Origin of the sequence: Winogradskyella wandonensis (assembly GCF_004346845.1) — a bacterium.
GTDB classification, from domain to species: domain Bacteria; phylum Bacteroidota; class Bacteroidia; order Flavobacteriales; family Flavobacteriaceae; genus Winogradskyella; species Winogradskyella wandonensis.
The window spans coordinates 32,331-49,072 of sequence record NZ_SMGI01000003.1 but is presented as its reverse complement, the minus strand read 5'-3'; the positions used below and the strand labels follow the sequence as shown (position 1 = coordinate 49,072).

Genomic DNA, 16,742 nt, shown 5'->3' with positions numbered 1-16,742 from the left:
TTGAATTGGGAAACCCTAATATTGTTTTGTTCTGCAACCGCTGCTTTAGCCATCTCGCCTGGACCAGACAATATTTACGTGCTTGTTCAAAGTTTAACTAAGAGTAGAAACCACGCTTTAGCAACAGTTGCTGGTTTAATGACAGGATGTATCATTCACACCACATTATTAGCTTTTGGTATTTCTGCTATCATTCAGGCGAATGAACATCTTTTTTTAGGTATTAAAATTCTTGGAGCTATTTATTTACTATATCTAGCTTATAAAGTTTATAAATCAGGTAACAATATCTCTATTGATACAGATAATGCCCCAAAGAAAAGTTTAAAACAGTTATTTGTTCAGGGCTTTTTTATGAATGTACTTAACCCTAAAGTGACGATTTTTTTCTTAGCGTTCTTTCCAGCTTTTTTGTTTAGTGATACTTTAAACACAGTTATTCAATTTTATGTTCTTGGCGGATTGTTTATTCTAGTATCATTTATAATATTTTCTACAATTGCTTTGATGGCTGGGTTTATAAAAGATTATACGTTAAGTCATAAAAATTCTGGAGTTGTGTTTAAATGGCTTCAGATTGTCGTTTTTGTAGGAATAGCGATTTTTATATTATTGTAATTATGCGACTATGAAATCGACAGACGAAATCTTATATTTGATGTCGATGAACAAGAACGTAAAACTTATCGAATGTCCGCGAGATGCCATGCAAGGTATCAAAGATTGGATTCCGACTGAGAAGAAGGTGCAATACATTCAATCCTTGTTGCGTGTAGGGTTTGATACAATAGATTTCGGAAGTTTTGTGTCTCCAAAAGCCATTCCTCAAATGGTTGACACGGCAGAGGTTTTAGCGCAATTGGACTTAAGGAAAACAAAGAGTAAACTATTAGCAATTATTGCCAATGTTCGTGGTGCTAATGATGCGTCACAGCACAAAGAAATTGATTATTTGGGATTTCCGTTTTCGATATCTGAAAACTTTCAAATGCGTAATACGCATAAAACCATTGCACAATCTGTAGAGATACTTACCGAAATTTTAGAGATAGCAGACAAAAGCCAAAAAGAAGTAGTCGTTTATATTTCTATGGGTTTTGGCAATCCTTACGGTGACCCATGGAATGTGGACATAGTAGGAGAGTGGACAGAAAAATTAGCTAAAATGGGTGTGAAAATATTATCTTTAAGCGATACGATTGGAAGCTCTAATCCAGAAAATATTTCGTATTTATTTTCAAACTTAATCCCAAAATACCCAAATATTGAATTTGGGGCGCATCTTCATACAACACCAACGACTTGGCACGAAAAAGTAGATGCAGCTTATAAAGCGGGTTGTCGTCGTTTTGATGGAGCTATCCAAGGTTTTGGGGGTTGTCCTATGGCAAAAGATGAGCTTACGGGTAATATGCCAACCGAACGCATGCTGTCTTACTTCACGCAGCAAAAAGCACACGATTTAAGTGCTATGGCTTTTGAAAGCGCTTATAATGAAGCTAGTAAAATCTTCAAAATGTACCATTAAAAAAAGCGCTACTTTTCAGTAACGCTTTATCTGTTGTTCATCAATCTTTAAAACTTAAACTCTAAGCCTAAATTAGCACCGAATGGATGTCCCGGTCTTAAGCCTGCTGGTACTCTAGATACGGCGTAAGTTTCATCTAATAAGTTAATAATATTAGAAGTTAAGCTTAACTTTTTGTTGAAATGATATTTAGCTGAAAAATCGATAATAAAGTTAGAATCTACACGCTCAGCATCAGGTATTGAGCCATTTCCAGCAAGTGTTCTAAATTCGCCATTATAGCGTCCACTTAGATTCAATTCATATTTTGTGTGCTCTAATGAAATAGCAGCGTTAAATTGATGTTTTGGTATGTATGGTAATTCGTCACCAACTTCAACTTCTCCCCAAATACCGTTTGCACTATCAAAGGCATTTAAAAATTCGGTATGAGTAAAGGTGTAACCAAAGCTAATAGGCAATTTAAAAGTTGAGTTGTTTGGGAGTAATTCATAGTTTAACAATAACTCTAAACCACTGACTTCAACTTCACCAGCATTAAACTGGTCTAAATTTCCTGTGCCACCTGTCGCCGCGATATCGCTTCCTAATAAGTTGCTGTAATCGTTGTAAAAACCAACTAACTCTCCGCGAAGCTGACCTAATGTAAATCGAGAACCTAGTTCGTAATTAATACTCTCTTCAGCTTCTTCACCAGTTGAATTTCCTGGAGGGGAAAATCCTTTGTGTACGCCACCAAAAACTGAAGCATTATCAGTAAAAGCATAGTTAAAACCTATACCTGGAATAAAAATATCAACCTTGTTTTCTCTTGTAGATAAGTTGTCGCCAGTTCGTGTTGGGTCAGAGCTTCCAAAGTCTTCACGTTCTAGTAAAATATTCTCGTAACGTAAACCAGGTGTAAGCGTAAGGTCATTCCATTTTAGTTTATACATAGCGTATGCCGCAAACGCAGTAGCACTGCTAATTCTGTTGCCTTGTGCTCCTCGTGGACCTTCAGACGTTCGGTCGAGTTGTCCATCAGTTATACTATAACCATCTTCCCATTGAAAACGGTCTTCTTCATCATAATGGTAACGCGCACCAACTTCTAAATCATGGAACGTGTTGTCGCCATACCAATGATAATCTAATTTGGTTTGTATACCTGTAGAATAGTATACCCTATTATTAGCCTTAAGCAATAAAGCGTCAGCACCAGAATTTACATCACCTCTCACAATGGCCATATGGTCTGGAAATGCTAATGGATTAGCTACGACATTAGCAATACCTTGTTCATTGCCATTAAATACGACATCGTCGAGCTTAAACCAATTACGCGTAAACTTATTATAATATGCATTTGAAGTAATTCTGAAATTTTTAGTGAGGTTAAGCTCGTGGGTCAGCATAAACTGCATATGCTCTGCTACCATTTGGTCATCTTGGGAAGATGCATAGCGAGAGAATGGCGCTGTTTCAAAATCTTCTTCAGTTAAGCCTAAATAGGTTTCGTTTGATACTTCATCAGAATACTGAAATTTAGCTTCTATATATTGCTGAATTTTAGCATCTGCTTTACTGCTGTAGCGTAGTTTGGCTAGTACTTCATTAATATCAAAACCTGTATGGCTGTCGTCTGGTAAATCTTTAAACCCGCCAGAACCAAAGTTTAAAAATTCTGCTACATAACCAAACTGTCCTTTTTGTCCACCAGCTTTTGCATGTAATTGTCTTGTGTTGAAAGCTCCGTAATTTGCTAGTATTCTACCACCAAATTCATCAGGAATTTGTGCAGAAACCATATTTACAGCTCCACCTGTTGTAAAAGGACCATATTGCACTTGGCTACTACCTTTCAGAATTTCTACGGCTTCCATTCTCGCTACCGATGGAAAATAGTAAGCTGATGGCGAACTGTAAGGCGCTGGAGCAATTAAAACACCATCTTCCATAATAGATATTTTTGCACTTCGTTGAGGTGATGTACCACGAAGACTTATATTTGGTCTTAAACCAAAGCCATCTTCTTCATAATAAGTAACACCTGGTACAGAGCGTAACACACGATTTATGTCTGTATAATTATATTTTTTTAATTCTTCGGGCGAAATATAGTAAGCTGAACCTGTTCTGTTTTTTGCAACATACTTAGAACCAAATATAACGTTACTATTGATGATAACTTCATCTAATTTCTGAATCGAATCTTTACTTTTTTCATTGCTTTTGTTTTCTTGAGCAAATAAGATTGCACTAAAGCTTAATAGTAGATAGGAAAGTTTTAATTTCATTTATTTAGACTTATTAAAAATAATATTTGTTTTTCAGTTTGCAAATTTAAAATCAAATTAGACTTTGACAAAATTTATTTAGAATAAATAAAAATAAAGACTGTTAAAATTTTTAAATATCTATATATTAGATATATATGATTTTAAATTATCTTTAGTAATTTTATTCTTCATTTAAAATTACATTATGCGTCATATTATCACCTTAGTTTTATTAGCCTGTTTATTAATGTCTTGTGGAAGTTCCAAACCTATAATTTTAAGTACTTCAACAAGTCAATCGAAAAAGGCAAGTAATTACACGCCATTTTTTGATGTTACAGAATATGCTGAAGATGAGTCTTACGGACTCAAAGGTGACAATCCTGTTAGAGTAGGTGAAAAAAGTGTTGAGAATCAAATACGCTATATATCATCTCTTGCTGGCCCTAATGGAGAAGAACTAAAATTTATTCGTACCGGAAGTTGCTGCGCTTACGATAGTGAAACGGTTTTATGGGCAAAGCACTAGTTGATGTATATGAAATTACTTACGAAGGATTAAAAAAGCCAATTCTATTGTATATCTCATTTTACGATACTGATAAACTATACATTCCTAAAGGTTTTATAAAGCGCATTTAAAATCCTAAAAAAGCGCTATATTTGCATGCAATTATCTTTTAATTGCAACATGACAGCACACAACAACAAAATTCTTGGAGAAGGTCTTACGTATGACGACGTTCTTTTAGTTCCAGCTTATTCTGAAGTTCTTCCTCGCGAAGTCAACATTCAATCAAAATTTACTAGAAATATTACTATCAATGTACCCATTGTTTCCGCAGCGATGGATACAGTAACCGAAAGTCGTATGGCAATTGCTATGGCGCGTGAAGGTGGTATTGGTGTGTTGCATAAAAACATGACAATTGAGGAGCAAGCTACTAAAGTACGAAAGGTAAAACGTGCCGAAAGTGGTATGATTATCGACCCTGTAACTTTGCCGATGGATGCTAAAGTTATTGATGCAAAAAATGCCATGCGAGAGCATAGTATTGGCGGAATTCCTATTGTAGACGATAATGGAAAATTAAAAGGTATTGTTACCAACAGGGATTTGCGTTTTGAGCACAGAAACGAAAGACCAATTGTTGAGGTTATGACGTCTGAGAATTTGGTTACCGCACCAGAAGGTACATCGTTAAAGGACGCTGAACTTATTCTTCAGGAAAATAAAATTGAAAAACTACTGATTGTTGATGGTGACAGACTGGTGGGATTAATCACCTTTAGAGATATCACAAAAGTTACCCAAAAACCTATTGCCAACAAAGATTCTTACGGTAGATTGCGTGTTGCGGCGGCTATCGGTGTTACCGGTGATGCTGTCGATAGAGCGGAGGCTTTAGTTAAGGCAGGTGTGGATGCTGTGATTATTGATACAGCACATGGGCATACGCAAGGTGTTGTTTCCGTTTTAAAAGAGGTAAAGAAAAAATTCCCAGAATTAGAAGTTGTTGTTGGAAACATTGCTACTGCCGAGGCGGCTAAATATTTAGTTGAAGCAGGAGCAGATGCCGTAAAAGTTGGTATTGGTCCAGGTTCTATCTGTACAACACGAGTGGTTGCAGGAGTTGGTTTTCCACAATTTTCTGCAGTTTTAGAAGTTGCTGCTGCAATAAAAGGCTCTGGTGTTCCTGTGATTGCAGATGGCGGAATTAGATATACAGGCGATATTCCAAAAGCTATTGCTGCTGGAGCCGATACGGTGATGCTAGGTTCGCTTTTAGCAGGAACCAAAGAAAGTCCAGGTGAGACTATAATTTACGAAGGCCGAAAGTTTAAATCCTATCGTGGTATGGGTTCTGTTGAGGCGATGAAGCAAGGTAGTAAAGACCGCTATTTCCAAGATGTAGAAGACGATATTAAGAAATTAGTACCAGAAGGTATTGTTGGTCGTGTTCCTTACAAAGGAGAATTATTTGAAAGCATCCACCAATTTATCGGCGGTTTACGTGCCGGAATGGGATATTGCGGTGCTAAAGATGTCGACACTTTAAAAGAAACTGGTCGTTTTGTGAAGATTACAGCAAGCGGAATTAACGAAAGTCATCCGCACGATGTAACCATTACCAAGGAAGCTCCTAATTATTCGAGGTAATATATACTATGTAGGAAAAAAAAGAGGCATTAACCAATTAAAGTTAATGCCTTTTGTCTTTTATGAATTTATTGTTATTCGGTACAACTATTAATATCATAATTCTCCCTAAATAGAGTCGTAGTTCCTCCATTTGCATCCACTAAGTCTACAACATTTCCTTCGCATCGAAAATTGGGGATTGTTCTAGAAAAGTTTCCAAAATTCAAGTCAATTACTAGTTCATCTCCTTCAAAAACCCATTCATTTGGATTAGGTATAGCAGTTTCAATACCTCCAAAATTCCCATCTGTGCTGTAAATGGTATACCTTAAGTTTTCAGTAAAGACATACATTGTTGTTTGTTCAAAGCCAACAATGTGCCATCTACCAATTATTGTATTCTCTACTTCTTGTTCTAATACATTATCATCACTAGTGCTACATGATGAAAAAGATAAAATAGTTATTAGGATAATAACTTTGAAAATTTGATTTGTGTACTTCATAATTTTATAGTTTAGTTCATTTTGTTATATAACATTAGACTAAATGTTTTTCCTACCTTAGAATTAATTTTTTTTTAAATTTTTTAATTCAAGTTGTTAATATAGCTTCTAGAATTAACAATTTTTAGCATCTAATATATCCGATGAGATGTCTTGTAAGTTGTATTTTTACAAAACAAATGAAAAGCCAATCAGTAATCATAATAGGAGCAGGAATAGCTGGATTAGCAACCGCAATCCGTTTAAAAGCTAAGGGCTTTAAAGTTTCAGTTTATGAAGCTAATAGCTATCCTGGTGGAAAGTTAACAGCGTTCTCAGAAAATGGCTATCGCTTTGATATGGGACCATCTTTGTTTACGATGCCTCAGTTTGTTGAGGAATTGTTTAAGATTGCTAATGTGGATGTGTCTAACTATTTCCAATACAAAAAAAAGGAGGTGGTTTGCAATTATTTCTACGAAGATGGCACCACATTTTCGGCTGTTGCAGATGAAAATGAATTTGCAAAAAATGCTGAAAATACTTTCAATATAAAAGCCGAAGATTTAGAAACGTACTTTAAACAAAGTAAGCGTAAATACGATTTAACGGCTTCATTATTTTTAGAGAAATCACTTCATAAATTCAGTACCTATTTTTCAAAAGACACGCTCAAGGCTATATTTAATGTAGGCAGTTTAGACATCGATACCACTTTAGATGCTTATAATAGTAAAATGCTTAAGGACGAACGGCTAGTGCAATTCTTCAACCGCTTTGCGACGTATAATGGCTCATCACCATACCAAACGCCTGGGATTATGTCTATAATTCCGCACTTGGAGCAATATTTTGGGACGTATTTTCCAAAAGGAGGTATGCATTCTATTACTATGAGTTTGTTTCAATTGTCAAAAGACATTGGTGTCGACTTTCATTTTAATACAAAAGTAGAGCGTATTATTAGTGAAAAAGGGAAAGCTGTAGGTATTCAAATTAGTGGTGATAAAGTGCTAAGTGATATTGTGGTTTCAAACTCAGATATTGTGCCGACGTATCGTAAACTTTTAAAAGACCATAAGGCTCCAGAGAAAATATTGAATCAGCCACGAAGCAGTTCTGCCTTAATTTTTTATTGGGGAATTAAAAAGGAATTTACACAGTTAGATTTACATAATATTTTCTTTTCTGAAGATTATAAAACGGAGTTCGACTATATTTTTAACAGAAAAGAGGTGCATAGTGACCCAACAGTTTACATCAACATTACGAGTAAAGACGAAAAAGGAGATGCGCCAGATGGCTGCGAAAACTGGTTTACAATGATTAACGTACCAAGCAATACTGGGCAAGATTGGGATGGAATTATACGTCAGGCTCGAGAAAACATTATTAAAAAGGTAAGCCGATTGCTAAACGAAGATATCTCTAAACTTATAGAGTTTGAAGCTATTTTAGACCCAAGAACCATTGAGTCTAAAACGCAAAGTTACCAAGGTGCATTGTATGGCGCCTCTAGCAATAATAAATACGCGGCTTTTTTAAGACATCCAAATTTTAAATCTAGCATTAAGAATCTTTATTTTTGTGGTGGAAGCGTGCATCCTGGTGGTGGTATTCCGCTATGTTTATTGTCTGGTAAAATTGTTTCAGATTTAATTGCAAAAACAAACTAATGTTCGATAAAACCTTTAAGCTTCATTTTTCAATTTTTCTGATTTGGTTATTCACCATTTCAGGAATTTTTGGAATCCTATCCGATGAATATTCGGATTGGTTTTTAAGCATGACACCGCTTAATTTGCTATTAACCTTTATCATCTTAAATATTAATATAGAAGAATTAAAACCTAACGCAATTATCGCATTAGCCATTCCCTTTTTTATTGGTTTTATCACAGAGGCTTTAGGTGTTAATTTCGGACTAATTTTCGGTACCTATGCTTACGGTGAAAACTTAGGTCTTAAAGTTTTTGGTGTACCTTTAATGATATGCGTTAATTGGGCATTACTTACAGCAGCAACAGCAGACGTTGCTAGATATATTAGTAGAAACAAATGGCTTTCTGCATTAATAGGTGGCGCATTAATGACAGGTTTAGACGTGCTTTTAGAAGTCTCGGCACCTCGGTTCGATTTTTGGGAGTTTGAAGGTGGCGTAGTACCACTTCAAAATTATATAGGATGGTTAGTCACTGCATTTATAGCACATTTAGGTTATCAACATTTCAATATTAAAACCAATGCATCTATTTCTTGGCATATACTTATATCTATAGCATTATTTTTTACTGTGTTTTTATTTTTTTAATTTGAAAGTCTACGATTACATCATATTAGGTGCTGGCGCATCGGGATTAATGCTCGCATATCGCATGGCTAATGACGCCTTCTTTGATGATAAATCGATATTGATTATAGATAAAGACGCAGATAAAGGCAACGACCGCACTTGGTGTTATTGGGAAGAAGGTAAAGGCGAATGGGACGACATCTTACATAAAGAATGGGAAAATATCTATTTTGGAAGTTCAGTTTTTGAAGAGACAAAATCAATCCTTCCATATACCTATAAAATGATTCGCAGCGAAGCGTTTTATAAATCACTTTGGTTGAGAATTAATAAAGCTGAAAATATTTCATTTTTAAAAGCCTCGGTCGATGGTTTCTCAGAGCAATCTGAGGTTGAAGTCAACACTTGTAAAGGTGTTTATAAAGCAAAAAAACTATTCAACAGTATAGTTGATACTTCATTCCTTCAACAAAAGAAATATCCTGTTTTACAACAGCATTTTGTAGGTTGGTTTGTAAAAACTGAAGCAGATGTTTTTGACGACTCTACGGCTACATTTATGGATTTTACCGTGCCACAAAAGGGGAACACACGATTTATGTATGTGTTGCCAACAAGTAAGCGAGAAGCATTATTTGAATACACCTTGTTTTCTAAAGATTTATTAGAGATTTCAGAATACGAAGATGCAATCAAAGATTATTTAGAAGAGAAAAACATAGCCAATTACGAAATTGTTGAAACCGAAAAAGGGTCTATACCAATGACCTCATTTAAGTTTTCAAAACTAAATACTAAAAACGTATTGCATATTGGCACCGCTGGCGGTTGGACCAAAGCCAGTACAGGATATACGTTTAGAAACACGACCAAAAAAACAAAATCACTTATTCAGTTTTTAAAATCGAATGACGATTTATCCCAGTTTGGAAAAACTACAAAGTTCTGGTTTTACGATTTACTATTCTTAGATGTTTTGGCTAACGAAAACGCCAAGGGATACAAGCTATTTTCAGCTTTATTCAAAAACGCGAAGACAAAAACAATTTTCAAGTTTTTGGATGAGGAAAGCAGTTTTTTAGAAGATTTAAAAATTATTACGGCTGTTCCTACAATTCAGTTTACTAAAGTTCTATTTAAACGTTTATTTCAACTTTGATAAACTTGTCCGCGATGCGGACGCAACGCATCGCGTATAGGTTTCATTTTGTCTTCATCTACGACTAGATAGGCAATACTGTGCATATCGTTGAGTTCTTCCGTTCCTGTGATGATTACATCAAGTTTCTCAAGCTCTATATATTCTTTTAGATGAGTTAAGTGATGTTCGGCAGTTTTTTTTCCTGCGGGTCCACGGAAATCCCAGATGAGTTTTAGTCGTCTCATAAGTTTAAATTAGTGCTTTAAGGCAAAGATAAATCTAATGACGTTAATCTGTATAATTCTAATAGTCTTTTAAACTTGCAGAATAGGCTATTTATCTTATTTTTGTTCGGCTTAAACCTACATCAAATATAAGTTTTATGACAAATCGTTTTAACTCTCTTTACTTAAAAAACAAGCTCTTTTTGGTTGTTCTTTTTGTGGTCAATACAGCTCTTGCACAGACGCAAGAGACGTTGTTAACTGTAGAAGGTCAAGAGGTATCCTCCGATGAGTTTTTAAAACTCTACAAGAAAAATTTAGATTTAGTAAAAGATGAATCTCAGAAAGAACTAGATAATTACTTAGAACTATTCATTAATTATAAATTAAAATTAAAAGAAGCAGAACGACTTGGACTTGATAAGGATGTCAATTATCAGCGTGAATTCGAAAATTATAAGAAACAACTCACTAAAAACTACCTCACAGATAATCAAGTAACCGATGCATTAGTTAAAGAGGCATACGATAGAATGCGATACGATATTAAGGCATCGCATATTCTTATTATGGATAATCCTGAGGAAGAAGATACATTAGTCGCCTACAATAAGCTATTAGATTTTAGAAAGGTTTTAAAAGATGAAGGCTTTAAAGCAGCTAAGGAAAAATTTCATAACGGAAAAACAATTTTGGTAGAAGATTTAGGCTATTTCTCTGCGTTTAAAATGGTTTATGATTTTGAATCTAAGGCCTACAAAACACAACCAGGAGAGGTTTCTATGCCTTTTAAAACGCAATTTGGCTACCATATTGTTAGAGTCGATGACAAGCGACCATCACGAGGTCAGGTAACCGTAGCCCATATCATGGTGTCTTTAAAGCAAAAAGACAGCACGATAAATCCGGAAGAACGTGTTAATACTATTTACAATAAATTACAGCAAGGCGAAGCATTCGATGCCTTGGCTAAGCAATTTTCGGATGACAAGAGTTCTGCCCGAAATGGCGGAAAATTAAGAGCATTTAAAAGTGGTCAATTATCTTCTGTAGAGTTCGAAGATGCTGCATTTGCTATCAAAAATATAGGCGACATTACAAAACCCATAAAAACGCAATATGGTTGGCATATCATTAAGCTTTTAAATAAAGAGCCTATTCAAGATTTCGAGGACATCAAACCAAACTTAGAAGCACAAGTAAAGCGAGACCAGCGCTCGAAACTTATTAACAGTGCTATGGCTAAAAAGCTTTCTAAGAAATATACCGTTGTTAAAAATGAAGAAACAAAGGCTTATTTTAAACCCATTTTAGAAGACGCTTATTTTTCAGGAAAATTTAACTTACCATCAGACTATAACGGAAATACAGCCGTTATTAAGATAAACGATTCCATTTATTCTAATAACGATTTTCTTCAGTTTTTAAAATCGAAACAAAGGCAATACATGCGCCAACAAACAACTGTAAAAAAAGTCTTAGATGCAGAATTACCGTTGTTTTATGAGCAATCAATTTTAAAATTTAGAGAGGATAATTTAGTTAATGAGAATAAAGAATTCGCTGATATTCTTAAAGAATATAAAGATGGTCTTTTGCTATTTTCACTCATGGAAAAAGAAATTTGGAATAAGGCGGCAAAAGACTCTACAGGTCTAAGAGCTTACTATGAAGCAAACAAAAATAGTTACCAATGGGAAGATAGAATAGAAGCGACGATTGCCACTGGTAGTAAAAAAGCTAATGCAGAATTAGTAAAAAAACTATGGAATGATGGCAAAACAGATGAGGAGATTAAAAAAGAATTGAATACCGGTAAGTCCAACACTATAATTTTTACGCAAGGAACTTTCGAGAAGTCTAACCAAAAATTGCCTTCTAATTTGAAGTTTTCTGAAGGTATATCTGATGTTTATTTTAATAACGAGAACTATCATGTAATTAATATCAGTAAGGTTTTAAAGACAGGTCCGAAAAGTTTAGACGAAGCTCGTGGGAGTGTTGTTAACGATTATCAGGCCTTTATTGAAGCACAATGGTTAGAAAACTTAAGGGAAAAATACAAAGTATCTGTGAATCAAAAAGTCCTTAAACTATTAAAGGCGAAATTCAAAAACTAATTTTGAAAACAAAGCACCTACATATAATCTCGATTTTTATAGTTTTAATTGGCTGTAATAAATTTAGTACTGATATCCCAGAAGATGCAGTTGCGAGAGTTAATAACACATTCTTGTACAAACAAGATATCGAGCGCATTATTCCAGAAAATGCCTCAAAAGCAGATAGTACTTTGTTGGCGCAGAACTTTATTAACAAATGGGCAAATGGTTTACTGGTTTTAGAAAAAGCAAAATTAAATTTACCCGACAATCAACAACAAAATTACAATGAGTTAGTAAAACAATACGAAACAGATTTGTACACCAAGGCCTATCTTGAAGCTCTTGTAAAGCGTACGATTGACACGCTTGTAAGCGATGAAGAAGCAATAAGTATTTATGAGGCTAACAAAGAATCCTTCAAACTTAATGACGAGCTGTTAAAACTCAGATATGTAAGCTTACCTCAAAATGCAATTAATTTAGACAAAATTAAATCAAAGTTTAGAGCGTTCGAAAACCAAGATAAGGTCTACCTAGATTCTATCGCAGTACAATTTAAATCATACTCTTTAAATGATTCTGTTTGGGTTAGGGCATCACAGGTCTTAGAAAAGATTCCAGCAGCAAACCAAGGCAACAAAAATCAACTGTTAAAAAAATCTAATTTTGTAGAGCTCAAAGACTCATTAAACCTATATTTGATTCAAATTAATGATGTACTTTTGCGCAATGATTACGCACCATTAGATTACGTAAAACCTACGGTAAATCAAATTATAATTAATAAGCGTAAGCTAGAGCTAATTAAGCAGATAGAAAATGAAATTACAAAAGATGCTATTAAAACAAAACAATTCGAAATCTATAAGTAATATACTACTAACAGTCTTTTGGTCTATAATTGGTCTCTCATTTGGATTTTCTCAAGAAATTATTAAAGATGAAGACCGTAAAGCAGAGGTTTTAAGGGTTAAGGACAAAAGCGGAAGAATTAAAGCCGATGGTGTTGCTGCTGTTGTTGGAGACTTTATAGTTCTAGACTCTGACGTAGACAGAAGAACAGCGCAAATTAAAGCTGCTGGCGGAGATTTAGGTGATGTCACACGATGCGAATTATTTGGTAGTATTCTTGAAGAGAAGCTATATGCCCACCAAGCTATACAAGATAGTATTGTAGTAAATGAGTTACAGATTCGTTCGCAGATAGACCAACAAATTCAAGGAATTTTGGGAGAATTTGGAGGTTCTATGGATAGAATGTTAGAATTTTATAAAAAAGATTCTGAAGATGCACTTCGCGAAGAAATTTATGAGATTAATAAAAATCAATCGTTAGCGACTCAGATGCGCGAAAAAGTTATTGCAGATGTAGAGATTACGCCAGAAGAAGTGCGCCAGTTCTACAATGAAATGAAGCGTGATGGTCTTCCAACTTTTGGTACAGAGCTCCAAATTTCAAATATTGTGGTTATCCCTGAGGTAACAGAAGAATCAAGGCAAAAGGCTATTGACCAATTAAAGGGATTTAAGAAAGACGTGGAGGAAAATGGTGCAAGCTTTATTACTAAAGTATTGTTCTTTACTGACGACACTGCTTCAAAATCCACTAATGGTTTATATACATTAAATAGAAAACGTCCACGAATGGTAAAAGAGTTTCGCGATGTAGCATTTTCTCTACAAGAGGGCGAAATATCAGAACCATTTGAAACAGATTATGGCTACCATATTATCCTGCTTGAAAAAATTAGAGGACAAGAATACGATGTTAGGCATATCTTAATTCGTCCAGAAATTACACCAGATGCTATAGAAGAGGCACAAAAGAAAATTGAGGATGTAAGAGAAAAGTTAGTTGCTGGCACCGTAACGTTTGAAGAAGCTGCACGCGAATTTAGTGATGAAGAACAATCTAAGAACGAAGGTGGTCGACTTATTAATCCGATAACACAAGATTTTAATTTTGAGTTAACTAAAATGGACCCAGATATTTATGCTCAAGTCCAAAGTCTGAAAGATGGAGAAATAAGTGAAGTCATTCAAGATAGTGACCGAGAAAATCCGATTAAGTTTAAGATTATGAAAGTCACAAATCGAATTAATGAGCATGAGGCTGATTTTTCTAGAGATTATTTAAAGATTAAACGTTTAGCTCTTCAAGACAAACATTTCGATGCCATAGGGAAGTGGCAGAAAGAGACTATCGAGTCCACTTACATAAAAATTAACGGCGAGTACAGAGATTGTGAGTTTAGTGGAAATTGGCTTAAAAACAAATAATATGTCAGACGTAACGGCTATCGAAAGTTTTGTAAAAAAATATAAAGCTTTAAAAGAGGAAATTGCAAAAGTTATTGTCGGACAAGAAGACGTTATAGACCAAATTCTTATTTCTATATTTTCTGGAGGACATTCGTTGTTAATTGGTGTGCCTGGTCTTGCAAAAACCCTGATGGTAAATACTATTGCTCAGGCTTTAGGTTTGGACTTTAAACGAATTCAGTTTACACCAGATTTAATGCCTAGTGATATTTTAGGTAGCGAAATTTTAGACGAAGACCGTAAATTTAAGTTTGTAAAAGGACCAATATTTGCCAATATAATCCTTGCAGACGAAATTAATAGAACACCGCCAAAAACGCAAGCTGCATTATTAGAGGCTATGCAAGAGCGTGCGGTAACAGTTGCTGGTCACCAGTATAAATTATCTTTGCCATATTTTGTTTTAGCAACACAAAATCCAATAGAGCAAGAAGGAACATACCCTTTGCCAGAGGCGCAATTAGACCGTTTTATGTTTGCAATTAATTTGCAATATCCGTCATTTCAAGAAGAGGTAGAAGTTGTTAAAGCAACGACAACAGATGTAACCAAAACAGTAAACTCATTATTTACCGCTCAAGAAATTATAGATTATCAAAACGTAATACGCCGTATTCCTGTTGCAGACAATGTCATTGAGTATGCTGTATCTATGGTTGGGAAAACTAGACCTAATAGTGAGGCTGCTGCAGACTTGGTAAAAGAATACATTGATTGGGGCGCAGGACCAAGAGCGTCTCAAAACCTAATATTGGCAGCAAAAACTTATGCCACAACAAAAGGAAAGTTCTCTCCTGACGCAGAAGATATTCAAGCTGTAGCTACTTCAATTCTTAGGCATAGAATCATTAGAAATTATAAAGCCGAAGCAGAAGGTATTACAGACGAGACCGTGATTAGAAGCTTATTCTAATTATTCTTTAGCATAGTATTACATTTGTACTATGTGGAATATTCCAAACAGAAATTTTGGCCTCGATGTCATAAGAGCAACTGCGATAACTCTTGTTGTAATTTCGCATTGTACTTATATTTTACCCGAATTTAATTCTACATTAACAAATGCCATCAGGCTACTTGGTGCTACTGGCGTAGATATATTCTTCGTTCTAAGTGGATATTTAATAGGTGGAATACTACTAAGAAAACTAGAAACAAATAAGACAAACTTTAAAGATTTGTTTCATTTTTGGAAACGACGCTGGTTTCGAACATTACCTAATTATTTTGCGGTATTATTCCTGAATATTACGCTTGTTCTTTTTCTTGGAGATAATTTAGTAGACGACGTTTGGTTGTATATCCCATTTCTCCAAAATTTTTATCATCCACATCCAGATTTTTTTACCGAGGCTTGGAGTTTATCAATTGAAGAATATGCCTATTTAATATTGCCATTAGCAATGTATCTAGGTCTTTCGTTTTTTAAGAAAATTAAATCTTCCATCATCTTTATACAAACTACGATTCTTATAATTCTAGTTCTATTTGTTTTTAAGTTGAAGTTTTATCTTGAAATAACAATAACTGACTATTCTCATTGGAGTGCTACGTTTAGGAAAGTGGTTATTTACAGACTCGATGCTATATACTATGGTTTTATAATGGTTTTCTTAATGTCAAAATACACTTTTTTTAGAGGTAATTCTAGACTGTTTCTTTGGTCAGGTTTTTTGTTATTTATTGTGTTGCATCTTTTGATACTGGTTTTTGATATTAGTCCAGATAATTTCTTAGGATTTTTTTCGCTTTTCTATTTACCATTAGTGAGTATAAGTATCGCATTAGTTTTTCCGTTTTTTATTAGTTTGAAAAAGAATAGATTGATTGGATTAATTACATATGTAAGTAAGCGCTCTTACTCGATATATTTAGTTAACTATTCACTAATATTATTAAGTTTAAAGCGGTTTTTTCAACCTTCATTTTTTATTGTGATCGTCTTTTTAATATTGACTCTAATAATATCTGAAATTCTCTACAGAACCATTGAAATTCCCTTTTTAAGACTTAGAAAAAGACTGGTGCCGCGGTAATCACGAAAACGTTTGAAATCATACATAGAGTTTTATTGTTAACTCATTAAATTATTAACTAAATAATTCAAAAAATCTTAAATTAATTATGTGTATTTCACTTTTAGCTGAATTATTTTTAATGATATTTCAATTCTATTACATATTTTTAAATACGTTCTAAAAGTTGTAATTTTGTGCAACTTAAAAATAATAATTAACAACCTT

Annotated in this window: 16 protein-coding genes; 13 read left to right on the top strand and 3 right to left on the bottom strand. The window is 34.4% G+C overall.

Going from position 1 to position 16,742, the window contains the following annotated elements; all coding sequences use genetic code 11:
• Both DFQ05_RS09445 and DFQ05_RS09440 read left to right on the top strand, forming a co-directional pair.
• A complete protein-coding gene (locus tag DFQ05_RS09445) occupies window positions 1-618 on the top strand; it encodes a LysE family translocator (protein WP_132705166.1) in 618 nt (205 codons plus the stop codon).
• Between the two features lie 46 nt (window positions 619-664).
• Window positions 665-1,528, top strand: a complete 864-nt coding sequence (locus tag DFQ05_RS09440; protein ID WP_132705165.1) for a hydroxymethylglutaryl-CoA lyase — start codon at window positions 665-667, stop codon at window positions 1,526-1,528.
• A gap of 47 nt (window positions 1,529-1,575) precedes the next feature.
• Here DFQ05_RS09440 and DFQ05_RS09435 read toward each other — a convergent pair whose 3' ends face one another.
• A complete protein-coding gene (locus tag DFQ05_RS09435; RefSeq protein WP_132705164.1) occupies window positions 1,576-3,804 on the bottom strand; it encodes a TonB-dependent receptor family protein in 2,229 nt (742 codons plus the stop codon).
• 187 nt (window positions 3,805-3,991) lie between these two features.
• Here DFQ05_RS09435 and DFQ05_RS09430 point away from each other — a divergent pair, with 187 nt between their 5' ends.
• Genes DFQ05_RS09430 through guaB form a run of 3 tightly spaced genes read left to right on the top strand, consistent with a single transcriptional unit; the run spans window position 3,992 to window position 5,947 of the window.
• A complete protein-coding gene (locus tag DFQ05_RS09430; protein WP_132705163.1) occupies window positions 3,992-4,315 on the top strand; it encodes a hypothetical protein in 324 nt (107 codons plus the stop codon).
• Window positions 4,300-4,428, top strand: coding sequence for a hypothetical protein (locus DFQ05_RS13795; RefSeq protein WP_277871519.1), 129 nt, complete (start codon window positions 4,300-4,302; stop codon window positions 4,426-4,428). The genes DFQ05_RS09430 and DFQ05_RS13795 overlap by 16 nt, the downstream gene beginning before the upstream one ends.
• A 49-nt stretch (window positions 4,429-4,477) precedes the next feature.
• Window positions 4,478-5,947 (top strand): IMP dehydrogenase, encoded by a 1,470-nt coding sequence (gene guaB, locus DFQ05_RS09425; RefSeq protein WP_132705427.1) that lies wholly within the window; start codon window positions 4,478-4,480, stop codon window positions 5,945-5,947.
• A gap of 74 nt (window positions 5,948-6,021) precedes the next feature.
• Here the strand turns inward: guaB and DFQ05_RS09420 are convergent, their stop codons facing one another.
• Window positions 6,022-6,435: a hypothetical protein gene (locus DFQ05_RS09420; RefSeq protein ID WP_132705162.1), complete on the bottom strand. Its 414-nt coding sequence runs from the start codon at window positions 6,433-6,435 to the stop codon at window positions 6,022-6,024.
• A gap of 179 nt (window positions 6,436-6,614) precedes the next feature.
• Between DFQ05_RS09420 and crtD the strand changes: the two genes are divergently transcribed.
• Genes crtD through DFQ05_RS09405 form a run of 3 tightly spaced genes read left to right on the top strand, consistent with a single transcriptional unit; the run spans window position 6,615 to window position 9,866 of the window.
• Window positions 6,615-8,090 carry a 1-hydroxycarotenoid 3,4-desaturase CrtD gene (gene crtD, locus DFQ05_RS09415; protein WP_132705161.1) on the top strand — a complete coding sequence of 492 codons (1,476 nt, stop codon included), beginning with the start codon at window positions 6,615-6,617 and terminating at the stop codon, window positions 8,088-8,090.
• The gene (locus DFQ05_RS09410) at window positions 8,090-8,725 is read left to right on the top strand and encodes a carotenoid biosynthesis protein (protein ID WP_132705160.1); all 636 of its coding nucleotides are present in this window, start codon (window positions 8,090-8,092) and stop codon (window positions 8,723-8,725) included. The genes crtD and DFQ05_RS09410 overlap by 1 nt, the downstream gene beginning before the upstream one ends.
• A 1-nt stretch (window position 8,726) precedes the next feature.
• The gene (locus DFQ05_RS09405) at window positions 8,727-9,866 is read left to right on the top strand and encodes a lycopene cyclase family protein (RefSeq protein WP_132705159.1); all 1,140 of its coding nucleotides are present in this window, start codon (window positions 8,727-8,729) and stop codon (window positions 9,864-9,866) included.
• Here the strand turns inward: DFQ05_RS09405 and DFQ05_RS09400 are convergent.
• Window positions 9,857-10,093, bottom strand: coding sequence for a hypothetical protein (locus DFQ05_RS09400; RefSeq protein ID WP_132705158.1), 237 nt, complete (start codon window positions 10,091-10,093; stop codon window positions 9,857-9,859). The genes DFQ05_RS09405 and DFQ05_RS09400 overlap by 10 nt on opposite strands.
• 137 nt (window positions 10,094-10,230) lie before the next feature.
• Here DFQ05_RS09400 and DFQ05_RS09395 point away from each other — a divergent pair, with 137 nt between their 5' ends.
• The 5 genes from DFQ05_RS09395 to DFQ05_RS09375 are packed head-to-tail and all read left to right on the top strand — an operon-like array spanning window position 10,231 to window position 16,535.
• Window positions 10,231-12,192, top strand: coding sequence for a peptidylprolyl isomerase (locus DFQ05_RS09395; protein ID WP_132705157.1), 1,962 nt, complete (start codon window positions 10,231-10,233; stop codon window positions 12,190-12,192).
• Window positions 12,193-12,194: 2 nt separating this feature from the next.
• Window positions 12,195-13,049: a peptidyl-prolyl cis-trans isomerase gene (locus DFQ05_RS09390; protein WP_241974249.1), complete on the top strand. Its 855-nt coding sequence runs from the start codon at window positions 12,195-12,197 to the stop codon at window positions 13,047-13,049.
• The gene (locus tag DFQ05_RS09385; RefSeq protein WP_132705156.1) at window positions 12,997-14,457 is read left to right on the top strand and encodes a peptidylprolyl isomerase; all 1,461 of its coding nucleotides are present in this window, start codon (window positions 12,997-12,999) and stop codon (window positions 14,455-14,457) included. The genes DFQ05_RS09390 and DFQ05_RS09385 overlap by 53 nt, the downstream gene beginning before the upstream one ends.
• A 1-nt stretch (window position 14,458) precedes the next feature.
• A complete protein-coding gene (locus DFQ05_RS09380; RefSeq protein WP_132705155.1) occupies window positions 14,459-15,412 on the top strand; it encodes an AAA family ATPase in 954 nt (317 codons plus the stop codon).
• A gap of 31 nt (window positions 15,413-15,443) precedes the next feature.
• Window positions 15,444-16,535, top strand: coding sequence for an acyltransferase family protein (locus DFQ05_RS09375; RefSeq protein ID WP_132705154.1), 1,092 nt, complete (start codon window positions 15,444-15,446; stop codon window positions 16,533-16,535).
• Window positions 16,536-16,742 lie beyond the last annotated feature (207 nt).

Coding starts and splice junctions, on each gene's coding strand:
- DFQ05_RS09440 (WP_132705165.1), top strand. CDS start 665: ATGAACAAGAACGTAAAACTTATCGAATGTCCGCGAGATGCCATGCAA.
- DFQ05_RS09435 (WP_132705164.1), bottom strand. CDS start 3,804: ATGAAATTAAAACTTTCCTATCTACTATTAAGCTTTAGTGCAATCTTA.
- DFQ05_RS09430 (WP_132705163.1), top strand. CDS start 3,992: ATGCGTCATATTATCACCTTAGTTTTATTAGCCTGTTTATTAATGTCT.
- DFQ05_RS13795 (WP_277871519.1), top strand. CDS start 4,300: ATGGGCAAAGCACTAGTTGATGTATATGAAATTACTTACGAAGGATTA.
- guaB (WP_132705427.1), top strand. CDS start 4,478: ATGACAGCACACAACAACAAAATTCTTGGAGAAGGTCTTACGTATGAC.
- DFQ05_RS09420 (WP_132705162.1), bottom strand. CDS start 6,435: ATGAAGTACACAAATCAAATTTTCAAAGTTATTATCCTAATAACTATT.
- crtD (WP_132705161.1), top strand. CDS start 6,615: ATGAAAAGCCAATCAGTAATCATAATAGGAGCAGGAATAGCTGGATTA.
- DFQ05_RS09410 (WP_132705160.1), top strand. CDS start 8,090: ATGTTCGATAAAACCTTTAAGCTTCATTTTTCAATTTTTCTGATTTGG.
- DFQ05_RS09400 (WP_132705158.1), bottom strand. CDS start 10,093: ATGAGACGACTAAAACTCATCTGGGATTTCCGTGGACCCGCAGGAAAA.
- DFQ05_RS09395 (WP_132705157.1), top strand. CDS start 10,231: ATGACAAATCGTTTTAACTCTCTTTACTTAAAAAACAAGCTCTTTTTG.
- DFQ05_RS09385 (WP_132705156.1), top strand. CDS start 12,997: ATGAAATTACAAAAGATGCTATTAAAACAAAACAATTCGAAATCTATA.
- DFQ05_RS09380 (WP_132705155.1), top strand. CDS start 14,459: ATGTCAGACGTAACGGCTATCGAAAGTTTTGTAAAAAAATATAAAGCT.
- DFQ05_RS09375 (WP_132705154.1), top strand. CDS start 15,444: ATGTGGAATATTCCAAACAGAAATTTTGGCCTCGATGTCATAAGAGCA.